The following is a 15,348-nucleotide window of genomic DNA, read 5'->3' as shown; positions in this document are numbered from 1 at the left end:
ACGGCAACCATTGGTCGTCTAAAAAATGAAAATTATGGCCAGGAGAAGAGAAATAACAGTAAACAACACCGTTATCTGCGTAGTTGACCACAATAATGATGACTATATCTCACTTACGGATATGGTGCGTGACATGCCATCCAGCAATGTTATTATCGGCAACTGGTTGAGGAAAAAAGACACTATTGAGTATTTGGGCCTATGGGAGCAACTGTATAATCCAGATTTTAAACTCATCGAATTCGATAAGTTTAAAAATGCGGCAGGAACGAACAGATTTCTGGAAAGCCTGAACGCCACGCTGATCCGGAAAGGGACCGAAAAGAAAGAACGGTATGATTTAATGCGTGAAGCCGCTATCAGTCAACTGGAATCTCTAAAAAAAGCAATAATTGATCCCAAAACTATTGAAAGCCCAAACAAAAGAACTCCTCAATAACTATACTTCTCCTTCCACAACGCCTTCAGGTACTTCCGCAATTCATCCTCCCGCGCGTTTTTCCCCGGGTCATAGAATTTCATGCCGCTGATCTCTTTCGGCAGGTATTCCTGCGGGGAAAAGTTGTTGTCATAGCTGTGGGAGTATTCATAACCTTTGCCATAACCTTGCTGTTTCATCAGCTTGGTGGGCGCATTGCGGATGTGAAGCGGTACCGGCAGATCGCCGGTTTGCGATACCACGCTTTGCGCATTGCCAATGGCCATGTAGGAAGCGTTGCTTTTGGGGGAAGATGCCAGGTAGGTGGCGCATTGGGAAAGAATGATGCGGCCTTCGGGGTGGCCTATCATGTTCACGGCCTGGAAGCAGCTGGTAGCCAGCAGCAGGGCGTTGGGGTTGGCGTTGCCAATGTCTTCAGAGGCCAGTATCACCAAACGGCGGGCAATGAACTTTACGTCTTCACCGCCGGCCAGCATGCGGGCCAGCCAGTACACGGCGCCGTTGGGGTCACTGCCGCGGATGGATTTGATGAAGGCGGAAATAATGTCGTAGTGCTGTTCTCCAGCTTTGTCGTAAATGGCTACTCTTTGCTGGGCAATGTCCATTACTTGTTGATTGGTGATCACTACGGGATGTTCATCCTGCAAGGTATCTACTACCAGTTCAAAGAGGTTGAGCAGTTTGCGTGCGTCGCCGCCGGAAATATTGAAAAGGGCTTCTGTTTCGTTCAGCTCAATAGTTTTGGTGGCCAGCCATTCGTCTTTTGCCATGGCCTGCTCCAGCAGTTGTTTAAGCTGCGGCTCGTCAAGCGGCTTCAGCACGTATACCTGGCAGCGGGAGAGCAAGGCCGCGTTCACTTCAAACGAAGGGTTTTCCGTGGTGGCGCCAATGAGGGTAATGATGCCTTTCTCCACAGCGCCCAGCAGCGCATCCTGCTGGGATTTGTTGAAGCGGTGAATCTCGTCTATGAACAGTACGGCGTGCCTTGACCTGGCAAGGTCTATCACTTCGCGGATGTCTTTTACACCGGAAGAAATGGCGCTGAGCGTATAGAAAGGCACCTGCAGGGTGTGCGCAATAATATTGGCGATGGTAGTTTTACCTACGCCCGGCGGGCCCCAGAGTATCATGGAAGGCACTTTGCCTTGTGCCAGGGCCTTCTGCAGGATGCTGCCCTGCCCCGTAAGATGTTCCTGCCCTACAAGATCGTTCAGTGTGGCGGGCCTGAGTCTTTCTGCTAATGGTGCTCGCATGATGCTGGTTATTCTTCAGGAAATGAATCGATGTCCGTGTTGTCTGCATATAGCTTTTTCCACCTGTTGAGGAATACGCTGCTCAACACACAGTTTGCTGCAATTGCCAGGCCATGTATGAAAGCCAGCACGGTCACAAACCGCCGGATGGCATTGACCAGCTCCAGCGGGGGCTGCTGGCCGCCCAGGGAGTTCTGGTTCACCATCTTCATAAACTCGTTATCGGAAATGCCCATGAGGAACATAACATTGCGGAATACCAGCATAGCGTAGATAAAACTCAACACGCTGATCACCATCAGCAGTGTGGGGAAATTACGCGGCAGCGGTATGGTAGGCCTTATCAGTGATCTTTGCAGCCGGAGGCAGAGAATGTTGTGGTACAGCACGGCGCCCAGCACCAGCAGGGAGATCAGTACGGAAGACATAGACGGTGCTACTATCATGGCCATCGCTACAAAAAGCATAAAAAATCCCACTACAACCAGGTTTCCATAGGTCAGAAAGCGGAAAAGTCCGAATGAAAAAGCCATACTTGAATTGTTTTGTCCCTGCAAACCTACGAATTATCCCCCTACACCAGGTTAAAAATCAGCGGGTCCCGCACGGGGGCGGCCCCTTTTTTAGGCCGTTTATCCATCACTTTTAGCTGTAAGTGCCAAATGTTCAATAAATTTAAGCTGCTAAACCTGATTTATATGTACAACCAACGTTCCGCAGGCCGCGCAGTGGTAGCGGGCATTCTGCTGGCGGCAACGGCCGCAGGCAGTGCCATGGCTCAATCTGCCAGAGTACCTGCATTCGATGTTTCTTCCATAGACCGCCAAATTCAGCCCTGTGCGGATTTTGACGGCTTTGCCAACGAGAACTGGAAAAAGGCCAACCCCATACCCGGTACAGACAGCCGCTGGGGCGCATTCAACATTCTTGACAAGGAAAACAAGGAAGTGCGCATAAAAGGCATTATTGCGGCCATTGCCAAAAAACAGGGACTGGCAAAAGGCACGGAAGAGCAGCAGATAGCTGACTACTACGCCTCTTTCCTGGACACCGGTACCATTGAAAAAAGAGGCATCAGCCCCCTGAAGCCGTACCTGGACAAACTGAACAGCGTGAAAGACCTGGCATCTTACGCCAGTGTGACCGGCGAGCTGCAGAACCTGGGTGTTAGCACCTGGGCGGGTTTTGCCGTGGAGGCGGATGCGCGCAACAGCAAGATGAATGTGCTGTATGGCGGGCAAGACGGCCTGAGCCTTGGCGAACGCAGTTATTATGACCGCGAAGATGAAAGCACCAAAAACGTACGGAAAGAATTTGTGGAGCATGTCAATAAAATGTTCGCCATGGCCGGTTTTCCTGAAAAAGACCCCGGGCAGACCATCCTGGCCTTTGAAACGGCCCTGGCCAAGCTGCAGCTCACCAACGTAGAACTGCGGGACCCTGTGAAAACCTACAACAAGGTAGGCTTCCGCGAACTGAGCGCACTGGCCCCGGAGTTTGACTGGACAGGCTTTACCCGTACGCAGGGCATTGTATCAGACTCGGTGGTGCTGCAAGACAAACCGTACATCACCAATGCCGCCAAACTGCTGAAGAGCACACCCATCCAGACCCTGAAAACATACTCCAAATTCCAGTTGCTGACCACCTTTGCAGGTTACCTGCCAAAGCAGTTCGATGATGAGAATTTCCGCTTTTTCGGTACCGTTATGACCGGCCGCAAGGCGCAGCGTACCCGGCAAGACAGGGCCATCCGCTCTACAGATGGTACGCTGGGCATGCCTTTGGGCAAACTGTTCGTGAAACAGTATTTCCCTGAAAGCAGCAAGCAGAAAGTGTCTGCCATGATAGAAAATGTGCGTACGGTGTATGGGGAGAGAATTGACAAACTGAGCTGGATGAGCCCTGCCACCAAACAGATGGCGCATAAGAAACTGACGGCATTCACGTACAAGATCGGCTACCCTGATAAATGGAAAGATTATTCTTCCATCAACATACAGAAAGACAAGCTGGTGGAAAACATCATCAGCGCCGCGGCTTACCGCATAGCGGAGCGCAACAAAAAGATAGGGAAGGAAGTAGACCGCTCCGAATGGTACATGACGCCGCAAACAGTGAATGCTTATTACAACCCGCTTAACAACGAGGTGGTATTCCCCGCCGGCATTTTGCAGCCGCCTTTCTTCAATCCTGATGCGGACGATGCCATTAACTACGGTGGCATTATTGCCGTGATAGGCCACGAGTTCACCCACGGGTTTGATGATCAGGGCTCCCAGTTTGATGCGGAAGGCAACCTGCAGAACTGGTGGACGGAAGACGACCGTAAAAACTTTGAAGGCCTTGCCAAAAAGTATATCGACTATTTCAGCGGGCTGGAACCGCTGCCTGGTTTCAAGATCAATGGCGCCCTCACCATTGGTGAAAATATTGCAGACCTCGGCGGCCTCACGCTGGCCTATCATGCCCTGGAAAAGTCGCTGGAGGGCAAGCCAGAGCCGGCGCCCATAGACGGGTTTAACTGGAAGCAACGCTTCTTCCTGGGCTGGGCGCAGGTTTGGCACGCCAATATAACGGATGCTGGCCTTCGCAACCAGATACAGACAGACCCGCATAGCCCCGCCCGTTACCGTATCAACGGGCCGTTGCCGCATATGACGGAGTTTTCCAACGCATGGGACTGCGGGAACGGCGGCAAAATGGTGTTACCGGCCGCGGAACGCGTGGTGATCTGGTAAACAACCGGTTAGAAAGATCTGTAAGGGTTGAAGGCTGCGGCTTTCAGCCCTTTTTTGCGTAGTTCTACGATTGCAATTTCCAGTAGTATTACGCTTTCACAAGTAAGCTGAATAACGGAAATTTGGGTAGGATCAAAGAAGATGGTCCAGCGCCGGTTGTGATGCGCGATTATCCCGGATGAAATTATACTGAATTTGCACAACCGGCCAAGCCGTCCGGCCTGTCCGCCGTTGTGACCCCAATTCCAAAGGAGCCGGTGCAGGTTCCGTACAACCTGTGCCGGCTACCAACGGTGCCCCTTTTAGCGTTATTTTTGCAGAAGATATGACCCCTACGCAACAACCGATACTCCTGCTGGGCGGCACCGGCCACCTTGGCCGTGAAATTGCCGCCACCCTGTATGCGCACGGGTATGAAACACATGCCCTTGTGCGTAATATGGCCCGTGCCGGCTCCATCCGGGGGCTGGCCAAACATATTACCAAAGTACAGGCATTGCAACCGGCTCACTTCCGTGGTATGGACACCGTTATATCCGCCCTGGGCAAAAGCATCAGCCCGCTTGACAGGGGGCGTTTTTCATTTGCGCAGGTAGATGAGGCCATAAACCTGGCTGCCATCAAAATTGCGGCAGAGGCCGGGGTGCGGAAATTTATCTACGTATCCGTATACAACGCGGAGCGGCAGGTCCACCTGGAGTATTGCCGCGTACATGCCAGCGTTGAAAAGGCGTTGGCCGCCAGCGGGCTGGAATACACCATCATAAAACCTGTGGCGCTCTTCAGCGCCTTCCGGGACCTGTATGACATGGCCCTGAAAGGCCGCCTGGTCACCCTGGGGAAAGGCACCTGCAGGACCAATCCCATTCATGAAAAAGATGTGGCGCGCCTTTGCGTGCAGGCCATTAACGGCCACCGCAAGAGCATTAGCGCAGGCGGCCCCGTGGTATACACCCGCGCCAGGATCAACGAAATAATTGCGGCAGGCGCGGGCCGGCAAAAGCTGCGCAGCGTGCCCGTATGGCCCGTAAAAGCGGCCCTGCCCGTGTTGCGCCTGGCAGACGCCAACCTGTACCATAAAATGAAATTCTTCGTCAAAATGATGGAAGAGGATGCCATAGCCCCCGTAGAAGGGCATATGCGCCTGGAAGCCTATATAGACGTTCTGTCAAGGTCTGTCCGGCGGTTCTGGGACCTGCCCTCAGGCGCCTGATCCTTTTACAGCGCTTACTACCCGGGGCAAGTCACTGCCACAGATCACGGGACTGTTTAGCAACTATAGAGACCTGGGCATCATCCGGTTTGACACGCCGGGTAATATGAGCAAGGAAGAATCTGCCGCCTGCCGCAGATCAGTGTTGAACCGGTAGAATGATCATTTTTTGTGGGAGCTGTGCGAGGGTTGCATCATAAGGGTGAGCAAGCCAAGTAAAATGTAGATCATACCTGAAACGTAAGCCTCCAGGCGCAGGTAATACCTGTTACCTTTCAGCCATTTACCAAGGCGGCCCGCGGCCAGCGCGTAAGAACCATCTGTCATGAATGCCAGCAGGGTAAACAGCAATCCGAAAAACAACACTTGCCCCGTCACGTTGCCAGTGGCGGGGTTTATAAATTGAGGGAGAAAAGCGAAGAAAAACAGCGCGCACTTCGGGTTAAGCACATTCACAACCATGCCTTGCCAGAAAATGGCCTTCATGCTTTGCGGCGGGAGCACTGTTTTGTTTTCTTCCGTTTTCTTTTTGCCGAATATCTTTTTGCAGCCCAGGTAGATCAGGTAAGCGGCGCCTGCGTATTTCAGCAGTGCAAACGCCATGGCGGAGGCCATCAATATGGCGGATACACCAAAAGCCGCAGCTACCGCATGCACCACGGTACCGGCCTGTATGCCGCATACGGAAACAAGTCCTGCTTTGGTGCCCTGTTCGGTGCTGCGGGTAATGATGTACAGTACAGCGGGGCCGGGAATTACCAGCAGGATGACAGCCGCGGTAACAAAGGCCAGTATGGCTGAAAACTCGGGCATGATATGAATGTTTTTGTGAATTTAATGAAAAGGCGCTTTGCTGTTGTTTTTTTATTGCCTGCCCTATAAAAAAGCAGGCCGCTTTTGGAAAATTGCAAATAATTCCTATTTTTGCAGCCCTGCAAGAGTAGGTGAGGTGCCTGAGAGGCCGAAAGGAGCAGTTTGCTAAACTGTCGTACGGGTAACACTGTACCGCGGGTTCGAATCCCGCCCTCACCGCTAGCTTTAACTATAAAGTGTTTGAGGTTCGGGGTGTAGCGTAGCCCGGTTATCGCGCCTGCTTTGGGAGCAGGAGGTCGCAAGTTCGAATCTTGCCACCCCGACAAAAATGAAAAACCCGCTCTCAGAGCGGTTTTTTTCGTTTAAAGGCATTTTGCAGATTTTCAGATGTTATTGATCAACAATTGGTTTGGGCTCGAATCAAGTTACACCCAACAGTCTAATTTATATATGCCAAATATTCATTATCGCTTTATCGGAAGTCACAAAATATAATTTATTCCCACCCACAGTATGGTTTCCGATTTTAAGCTTCAATTCTTTTTTCGTCATTATGGTTTAAACTTTTCAAATGTCTTTCCATTAAATTTATATGCACCATTTTCGTGTGTTCCAAGCCAAAGGTCGCCATTGTTATCCTTGTAAATGCTGAATAGCGTAATGTCTTTTGATTTTTCTTGAACCAGATAGTGCGTAATTTTTGTTCCATCATATTTCCAAACACCATCACGATAAGTTACAAACCACAAATTATTCTCGTTGTCTCTTACCGTTGAAAGATACTCATTTAGACCTTTTGTATTTTTTTCGTCTAAACTGCCTATGCTTTCGTGTCTTGTATAAAACTTACTGCTTTTTAAAGTTGTGCTGTCGTAAACACTATAACGGTTTTCGGTATTAAACCAAAAGTCGCCATTTTTGTCTTCCGTAATTGAACGCACTCCATTTGCCCCTCCGTTGCGAAATTCTGTCACATCTTCTTCTGTAATCCATTCGAATGATTTTCCATCGTATCGGCAAACTCCAACTGGATTTGTGCCAAACCAAATGTTACCTTTTCTGTCTTTATAAATGCTATAAACATCAAATGGATTGGGCAAATTTGGTGGCTTTGGAAGTGTCAATTCATAAAAGGTATTTCCATCGAAGCGGTAAACTTTTTGTTTGGATTGATAAGCATTTATCAGCCACAAATCATTCGCTTCAAGTTTCCATTCATTACTTGGGGTTGCTATAATATTGGTAAATGATTTTCCGTCAAACTTTGTTATTGTAGAATTTGGGTTCATACCTGTGAAATATATGTTGCCCGTTCTATCTTCTTTTATATCATCAACTCTATCGTCATACAAACCGTGTTTTGTTGTGTAATTTATTAAAGTTTTACCGTCATATTTGTACAGCCCTGTTTTCCAACTACCAAACCAAAATGTATTTTTCTTGTCTTGGTAAATCACCTTAATACTGCTTCCAATTTCTTTTACAGTATCACCTATTACATTAATTTCTTTTAAAAGTACAGAATCGTTCTTCGAATTAGAAGCCTGCCCATTGCACGAAATAAAGATGGATAGAATACTAAAAAATAAGAGTGTTGTTAATTTCATTTCTGTCTGTTTAGTGCTGTCTGTTATAGAATAGCCGATAACGTTTTGCGGCTTTGCGTAGTGGCGGATTTTTAGCACAAAAGTTCCATCTAAGAACTGCACTTGGACCTGCCAGAAAACTGTTTAACGAAGCACTGCGCCCGGCATTGCGCAAAACTGCTGTTGTGCGTTCGTGTTTTTAAAATTGTTTATCAAATGTTTTCCCGTTGAATTTATAAACCCCACCTTCTGACATGCCAAAAAGCAAGTTTTTGTTTTGGTCTTCATAAATGCTCCAAATCATTTGAGTGTTCAATTTTGAGTCAATTTTGTAGTTTGTCAACGTTTTACCGTCATATTTCCAGGCTCCTGTATCTCGATCCCCAAACCAAATATTGCCTTCTGAATCTTCTTCAATAGCAAAAACGTGTTCAAGTGTACCTGGTTGTGATTTATCTCCTCTTCTTGTGCTTGTTGGATGAATTAAATTATTCTTTTCAGAAAAATTTATGATTGAATTACCTTCCATTAGCAACACGCCAATTCCATTATTTCCTATCCAAATCCGACCTTTTGAATCTGCTAATACACTTCTTATATGCAAAAGCTCATTGTCTTTAAGTTTTAAAGTTTTATGGTCAAAAATGGTTGCCATTTTACCATCATACTTGAACAGTGCTGCATAGGTTGCAATCCAAACTTTACCGTCTTGCCCCATTGATACGTCTGTTACACCATAAGAATTATCCAGGTTTTCATTTTTAGGTTTTGGAAAAATCAGATAGTTCATATTCTTTCCATCAAAACGATTTATTCCATCTTCTTCGCCAGCATAAAACCATAGATCCCCATTGGTTTTATGCCATTCATATTTTGGTTCGTTGGTTTTTGTCGAATAATTAGTTAAAGTTCCTTTGTCATACACACTTGCTCCTTTTGAAGTTCCAATCCAGATTTTGCCATTATTGTCTTCCTGAATTGAACGGATTTGATTGTCTGATAAACCTTCATCGGTAGTAAAGTATTCAAATGATATCCCATTATACACACTTACACCTTCATTATGACTTCCAAACCAATAATTACCTTTACTGTCTTGAAAGATAGCACGTATCCCCGAAATAAATTTCAAGGTGTCGGTTTTTGAAGTCGCTACCAATTCTGGCTTGTTTGTTTCCTTTTTTGTTGATTTATTTTCAAAACAAGAAAAGTTCAGTGTCAATATGAGTATTAGGAAAATCAATTTCATTCTTTTGCTCTTTTCGGGTTTTTATAATATGACGCACAACTCAAAAATAGGCACAATAATATACGGTTAAAAAAATATTTATATTATAATGTAATTAGCTTGTCTGCCAACTAAGTGTACCGGCCTGCAAAAGCCCCCTTTTGCCAAGTTTAGAAAACACATTAGGATAGTGGTATTATTTTTGGGTTGCATAAAAACAAACGTTACTTAAATTAAAAGAGCAATATGGATAGACAGATATATAACAAGACTATAGAAATAGATGGAGTAAATATTTTTTACAGAGAAGCAGGTGACAGTAAAAATCCATCTCTTTTACTTTTACACGGATTTCCGACTTCTTCCTTAATGTTTAAGAATCTGATGATCGCACTTGCTGACAAGTTTCACCTCATTGCGCCTGACTATCCGAGCTTTGGATTCAGCGATGTCCCTTCAATAAAAGATTTCGAATATTCGTTTGAAAATATTGCTGCCTATATAGACAAATTTACCCAAGCTGTAAAGCTAAAATCATTTACTATTTACCTTCACGATTACGGGAGTTACATCGGAGCGCGCATCTTTCTTAAAAATCCCGATAAAATAGAGGCAATCATCGTACAGAATGGCAACAACTATTTAGAAGGCCATGGACCACAATGGGATGAAACTAAAGAATATTGGAAAAATCCGACAGAAGAAAAAAAGAAGAAGGTATATGCCTTTTTAAGTAAAGAAGGAACAAAGGAACAATATTTTGCAGGCGTACCTGAAAGGCTTCACCAAAATATAAGCCCGGAAAGTTGGATCATTGACTGGCAAAGACTAAGCAGACCCGGAAACCTTGATATTCAATTTAAACTAAATTGTACCTACCCGACAAATTTTGAACTTTTTCCAGATATCCAGAAATATTTTCGTGAACATCAACCACCCGCACTTATTATTTGGGGAAAACATGATGTCTACTTTGATGTGGCGGAAGCATATTGCTACAAAAGAGATTTACCCAATGCACAAACCCATGTTTTGGAAGGCGGGCATATGGCTTTAGAGACGAACTTTGAAGAAGTTTTACATCTAATTGAAAAATTTCTGGGCAGACCATAAAAACTGGTTGCATACAACGGATATTTTGAGAAGAATCCACCTGAAGGATATAGATCAAAACAATTTCTATGAACGGCTATATCTCCTTCAAATATTTCTTCGCATAAGCCTTGGCCGTAAGCCCTGTAATAAGCCTGAACTGCCGGTTGAAATGCGAAAGATTATTGTAGCCTGATTCGAAAGATATTTCCGAGATGGTCATGTCACTTTTGATCAGCAGCTTGCAGGCGTTAAGTACCCTGATCTCGTTCAGCACCTGGAAACAGGTTTTGTTGGTGCGCGACTTGAAGTACCGGCAGAATGAGGCTTTGCTCAGGTTTACCAGTGCCGCCACTTCCTCTATTGTTACATCGCGGTTGAAATTTTTCATGAGGTAGTTCATCACCTTGTTGATGCGTTCCGTATCAATGGTGTTGACGGAGTTGGCGTAGCCGGGGCTGGACAGCAGCTCGTAGTCTTTCGTGCGGGCTATCTTGTCCAGCGTTTTCAGGAAGAGGCTCAGGCGCTCAATGCCGGAGGCGCGGTAGGTGCTTTTGATCAGTTCCGCTATTTCCGCATGATCGCCGCCTTGTATAAGCACGCCCTGCTGCCCCCGCTGGAACAGCTTCCGGATGTGCGTGAACTCCACCAGGTCAAAGAAACCATCGCCCAGCGAGTCTTCCCGAAAATGTATCACGTAAACGTCTACTTTCAGCTGCTCGTTCTTCTGGTAAAAGTCCTTGTCGTTCCGCCATACATGCGGCAGGTCGGAGCCAATGAACATGAGGTCCCCGTCTGTGAAGTTGCCGATGTGATTGCCCATGAAGCGGATGCCGTAACTCTTCTCTACAAAAATGATCTCATATTCCGGGTGGTAGTGCCAGGGATAATCCATATAATCGGTAATTTCCCGTTTCACAGCAAGGGACGAAGAGTCACTCAGAAATATCTTTTCAAGGGCCGGTTGCATCACTTATACGTTTATATTGCTGGTGAAAGTAAGAAATAAAGGAAATAAGTGCAAATATAGTGTCGTAAGCAGAAAATATAGTTGTTGCTTTCGACGGGGGTGAACGATAGTTTTGTTATTATGACAGGCAATGGATCAGGAAATTTCTATATATACAAAATAGCCATGGTGGCTTCTATTGGCGGGTTTTTGTTCGGCTACGACCTTGTGATCATTTCCGGCGCGCTGCCGTTCCTGGAGCAGGAGCTGGGCCTCACGCCCGCCCTGAAAGGCTTTGCGGTAAGCAGCGCCATCCTCGGCGCCATATCCGGCCCGCTGGTAGGGCTTTGGTGTGCGGACAGGCTGGGCCGCCGCAAAACAATGATGCTGGCCTCTTTCTTTTTTATGATATCCGCTGTTGGCAGCGGGCTGGCGTCCGGCATCTGGGATTTCGGGCTTTGGCGGTTCGTAGGCGGCCTTGGCATAGGGCTGGCCATGATGTCTTCTCCCATATACATAGCCGAGCTGGCGCCCCCGCAAATGCGCGGTGTGCTTGTCAATGTGAACCAGCTGTCTAATGTGATCGGCATCAACCTGGCCGTCATTGCCGGTTACTTTTTTTCGTTTGACGGGTGGGGATGGCGATGGATGATGTTTTCGGAAGGCGTGCCGGTGGTGTTCCTTATCATGGGCCTGCTGGTGATCCCCGAAAGTCCGCGCTGGCTGGTAGCGCAGCAGCGGGAAGGGGAAGCGCTGAAGATACTGGAAAAGATCAATGGCAGGCGGCGTGCGGAGCAGGAATTGCAGGAGATACAGGCCGGCCTGCGGCAGGAAGTAGGGGGCCATTTCAGGGAATTGTTCCAGCCCGGTATCAAAACCGCGTTTATCATCGGCACCATTCTCATGATCTTTTCCCAGATCAACGGTGTGAACATGATGTTGCTGTACGCACCCACTATTATGGCGGAAGCAGGCGTGAACATGGGCTCCAGCGCCATACTCAGTTCCATTCCCGTATATTTCATCATTTTCATCTGTACGCTGCTGGCCTTTCCGCTGATCAAAAAGTTCAGCCGCCGCGGCCTGTTGCTGGCCAGCGTTTCACTGATGGCGCTCGGACATTTAGTAATGGCCGTAAACCTGCAGCAGGGCTGGCCGCCCATGTATACGCTCATACCCATGTTCATTGGAACGGGCGCATTTACGCTCGGCTTTGCACCCCTCAGCTGGATCATTGTGTCGGAAATATTCCCCACGCGCATCCGCAGCAAGGCGCTGGCCGTGGTCTGCTTTTTCCTTTACCTGTCATCTTTCCTGATAGCGCAGTTCTTCCCGGTAATAACAGATCATTTCACGCGGAACTTTGGCAACGCCAGCGGCGTGTACCTGCTGTTTGCCGCCATTTGTACGGCCTGCGTATGGTTCTCCTGGAAAAAAGTACCGGAAACCAAAGGGTTGAGCCTCGAGGAAATTGGGAGTTTCTGGCGGAAGAACGGCACGAAAGACGGCTTTGCAAAAAATAATTTGCTGGAACGTATATGATGCGGCGGATACCTATTGCTTTTCACATTTGATTTGGATATAATTGAGAGATCAAATGACAAAGCAGTATGATGATGAAACGCGATGAACTGTTAATTGGATGGGCGGTGGAGGATATTACCCCCCACGGCCCTGTGGTGCTGTTCGGCCAGTATTATGACAGGCAATCCCGTTACGTGGAAAGCGCGCTGACGGCTACGGCTTGCGCTATGGCATCCGGAGACGGGAAGGAGCAGGCCATATTGATCTCAATGGACCTCATCTGGTGTACCGCCTCCCTGCGGCTGGCACTTTCAACAATACTGCATAACCGGCTGCCCGGGTTTGACAGCCGGTACCTGGTGGTCAACGCCACCCATACCCACTCCGCACCCTCACCGGATATTGATACGGACTATGGCCGGCAACTGCTGGAAAAGCTGGGCAACATAGCCGTGAAAGCATGGCAGAACAAGAAGCCCGCCGGCATCAGCCGCGCGCTGGAATACGCCGCGGTGGGCCATAACCGCCGTGTGCGTTATGCAGACGGGTCTGCCGAGATGTACGGCGCTACTGACCGCAGCGATTTTACGGGTATAGAAGGCCCCTCTGACAGCGCGGTAGATATGCTATTCTGCTGGGACGATGCGGGCCGGCTTACCGGTGTTGTCATGAACGTGCCCTGCCCCGCGCAGGTAACGGAATCAAAATATTTTGTGTCTGCTGATTTCTGGAGCGAAGTAAGAAAACAACTCCGGCAGCACCTGGGCAACGATGTGCACCTGCTGCCGCAATGCGGCGCCGCGGGAGATATTTCTCCCCGCAACCTTCTGCGCCCCTATACGCCTGACGAGCCGAACATGTGGGACCTGCCGGGCATGACGGAAGCAGGCAGCAGGCTGGCCCGCGCATTGCTGGCGGCATACCCCGGCGCGGCAAAGGCCATACAGCGGCAGCCCGTTTTTAAACACATGGCGGCTGAAGTACAGATACCGGCCAGAACTGTAACGGAACAGGAGTTTGAAGAAGCAAAGGCCATTGTGGAGGAGATCCGCGCCAGGGAACCGGAAGACCCCGCTTCTCCCGCCACCGCGTTCAACCGCTTCCTGGCCGGGATCAGCGCCAACGAAGCCGTGCGCGCGTACGGCCCCTGGGATAACAAGAACACAGACTACGGCATACTCCGGAAAAAGGAGATGATACTCTCACAATACGCGCAACACCGCGTGCAGCCTTTCTATCCGGTGCCTGTACATGCCATCCGCATTGGCGATGCGGTGATGGCCACCAATCCTTTTGAATTATTTGTTGATTACGGCGCCCGTATCAAAGGGCGAAGCAAAGCAGCGCAGACTTTTGTGGTACAGCTTTGTGACGATTATGGCGATTACCTGCCCACGCAAACCGCCATTGAAGGCGGCGGATACAGCGCCATGGCCACGCCGGTAGGGCCTGATGGTGGGGCTGTACTGGTGGAGGAAACGCTGCGGCTGATCAACGCCATGTTTTAATTCCTGCGCATTTTTTATTTCGTTATACCCGCCGCCGGCAGACCATTGCAGGTTTGCTGTATGTGCGTTTGTACCTGCACCGTAGCACCTCGTACGCTCTTTATGCAGGATATACAAATATAGTGTCGTGATATGAAACTATAGTGGCTGATTAAATGCGGCGGCCGGGATACTTTTGCTGGTATACGATCAGCATTGCTAATTCAATATTCAATGAAAGAAACAAACGACGGCCGGCCGGAAAAGAAGTGCCTGGTAACAGGTGGTGCGGGTGGCCTGGGCACAGCCATCTGCACTACGCTTTGCATGGCTGGTTACCGGGTATTTATGCACGACCTGCCAGCGTCTCCCGGCGCGGAAGTGGCGGCGCAGATCAATGCGGCGGCGGGTACGGAGCGGATAACGTTCTTGCCCGGAGACCTGGCAGACCTGGATGCGCTGCGCCAGCGGGCCGCCCGGTTGCAGGAAGAAGAAGGGGGAATTGATGTGCTGGTCAACAACGGGGGCATTGATACTATTGGAGAACTGGATGGCATAACCCTGCATGAATTTCAGGATACGCAAACTATTAACTCCAGCGCCGCGTTTGTACTGTCACAGGTATTGAGCGCCGGCATGAGGCAGCTGGGCGGCGGCCAGATCGTGAATATCATGAGCATTATTCTCAGCGGGGGCTGGAACGCGCGGGTCCCGTACGCTATGTCGAAAGGCTCGCTGCTGGGCCTCACGCGTGCGCTTGCAAGAGAGCTGGGGCCTTACAATATCCGTGTGAACGCGGTGAGCCCCGGCGCCATCCCCACCAATATGGAACGTAAATTCTGGACAGACAGCCGCGAAGAGCTGGACCGTTTTATTCTCGATAAACAGGCCCTTAAATTCCGTGCCACTCCGCAGGATGTGGCAGATGCGGTGTTTTTTCTTGTATCAGACCAAAGCCGCTTCATCACCGGTCACGAACTGCATGTGAACGGTGGATGGTACATGGGATAAACCTATTATCGA

At 48.7% G+C, this 15,348-nt stretch carries 13 protein-coding genes and 2 tRNA genes; 9 read left to right on the top strand and 6 right to left on the bottom strand.

The window, feature by feature from the left end; all coding sequences use genetic code 11:
* Nucleotides 1-34: 34 nt before the first annotated feature.
* Entirely contained in the window at nt 35-439 is a 405-nt protein-coding gene (locus tag D3A97_RS04530; protein ID WP_119078423.1) for a KilA-N domain-containing protein, read from the top strand.
* Here D3A97_RS04530 and D3A97_RS04525 read toward each other — a convergent pair.
* Both D3A97_RS04525 and D3A97_RS04520 read right to left on the bottom strand, forming a co-directional pair.
* Nucleotides 433-1,692, bottom strand: coding sequence for a replication-associated recombination protein A (locus D3A97_RS04525; protein WP_119077102.1), 1,260 nt, complete (start codon nt 1,690-1,692; stop codon nt 433-435). The genes D3A97_RS04530 and D3A97_RS04525 overlap by 7 nt on opposite strands.
* Before the next feature lie 8 nt (nt 1,693-1,700).
* Nucleotides 1,701-2,225, bottom strand: a complete 525-nt coding sequence (locus D3A97_RS04520; protein WP_157986350.1) for a hypothetical protein — start codon at nt 2,223-2,225, stop codon at nt 1,701-1,703.
* 165 nt (nt 2,226-2,390) lie between these two features.
* On the opposite strand from D3A97_RS04520, the gene D3A97_RS04515 reads away from it, so the two are divergent.
* Entirely contained in the window at nt 2,391-4,433 is a 2,043-nt protein-coding gene (locus D3A97_RS04515; RefSeq protein WP_119078422.1) for a M13 family metallopeptidase, read from the top strand.
* 325 nt (nt 4,434-4,758) lie between these two features.
* Nucleotides 4,759-5,646: an SDR family oxidoreductase gene (locus D3A97_RS04510; RefSeq protein ID WP_119077098.1), complete on the top strand. Its 888-nt coding sequence runs from the start codon at nt 4,759-4,761 to the stop codon at nt 5,644-5,646.
* A gap of 162 nt (nt 5,647-5,808) precedes the next feature.
* Here the strand turns inward: D3A97_RS04510 and D3A97_RS04505 are convergent, their stop codons facing one another.
* Nucleotides 5,809-6,459 carry a LysE family translocator gene (locus tag D3A97_RS04505; protein WP_119077096.1) on the bottom strand — a complete coding sequence of 217 codons (651 nt, stop codon included), beginning with the start codon at nt 6,457-6,459 and terminating at the stop codon, nt 5,809-5,811.
* A gap of 130 nt (nt 6,460-6,589) precedes the next feature.
* Here D3A97_RS04505 and D3A97_RS04500 point away from each other — a divergent pair.
* Together D3A97_RS04500 and D3A97_RS04495 are read left to right on the top strand one after the other, a co-directional pair.
* A tRNA-Ser gene (locus D3A97_RS04500) sits at nt 6,590-6,678 on the top strand.
* Between the two features lie 29 nt (nt 6,679-6,707).
* Nucleotides 6,708-6,782 (top strand) — tRNA-Pro (locus D3A97_RS04495).
* Nucleotides 6,783-7,010: 228 nt separating this feature from the next.
* On the opposite strand, the gene D3A97_RS04490 is transcribed toward D3A97_RS04495, so the two are convergent.
* Nucleotides 7,011-8,066, bottom strand: a complete 1,056-nt coding sequence (locus D3A97_RS04490) for a ligand-binding sensor domain-containing protein (protein ID WP_157986474.1) — start codon at nt 8,064-8,066, stop codon at nt 7,011-7,013.
* Between the two features lie 178 nt (nt 8,067-8,244).
* Complete coding sequence (locus tag D3A97_RS04485) at nt 8,245-9,294, bottom strand: ligand-binding sensor domain-containing protein (protein ID WP_119077091.1); 1,050 nt, start codon at nt 9,292-9,294, stop codon at nt 8,245-8,247.
* A gap of 225 nt (nt 9,295-9,519) precedes the next feature.
* Between D3A97_RS04485 and D3A97_RS04480 the strand changes: the two genes are divergently transcribed.
* The gene (locus tag D3A97_RS04480) at nt 9,520-10,386 is read left to right on the top strand and encodes an alpha/beta fold hydrolase (protein ID WP_119077089.1); all 867 of its coding nucleotides are present in this window, start codon (nt 9,520-9,522) and stop codon (nt 10,384-10,386) included.
* 76 nt (nt 10,387-10,462) lie between these two features.
* Here D3A97_RS04480 and D3A97_RS04475 read toward each other — a convergent pair whose 3' ends face one another.
* A complete protein-coding gene (locus D3A97_RS04475; protein ID WP_119077086.1) occupies nt 10,463-11,335 on the bottom strand; it encodes an AraC family transcriptional regulator in 873 nt (290 codons plus the stop codon).
* 120 nt (nt 11,336-11,455) lie between these two features.
* On the opposite strand from D3A97_RS04475, the gene D3A97_RS04470 reads away from it, so the two are divergent.
* From D3A97_RS04470 to D3A97_RS04460, 3 genes are all read left to right on the top strand, one after another.
* Nucleotides 11,456-12,856, top strand: a complete 1,401-nt coding sequence (locus D3A97_RS04470; RefSeq protein ID WP_119077083.1) for a sugar porter family MFS transporter — start codon at nt 11,456-11,458, stop codon at nt 12,854-12,856.
* A gap of 68 nt (nt 12,857-12,924) precedes the next feature.
* Nucleotides 12,925-14,346, top strand: a complete 1,422-nt coding sequence (locus D3A97_RS04465; RefSeq protein WP_119077081.1) for a hypothetical protein — start codon at nt 12,925-12,927, stop codon at nt 14,344-14,346.
* A gap of 213 nt (nt 14,347-14,559) precedes the next feature.
* The gene (locus tag D3A97_RS04460) at nt 14,560-15,336 is read left to right on the top strand and encodes an SDR family NAD(P)-dependent oxidoreductase (protein ID WP_119077078.1); all 777 of its coding nucleotides are present in this window, start codon (nt 14,560-14,562) and stop codon (nt 15,334-15,336) included.
* Nucleotides 15,337-15,348: the final 12 nt, after the last annotated feature.

Source organism: Chitinophaga alhagiae, assembly GCF_003568665.1.
GTDB classification, from domain to species: Bacteria; Bacteroidota; Bacteroidia; order Chitinophagales; family Chitinophagaceae; genus Chitinophaga; species Chitinophaga alhagiae.
The sequence above is the reverse complement of the archived record's forward strand: the minus strand, read 5'-3'. Positions and strand labels throughout refer to the sequence as shown.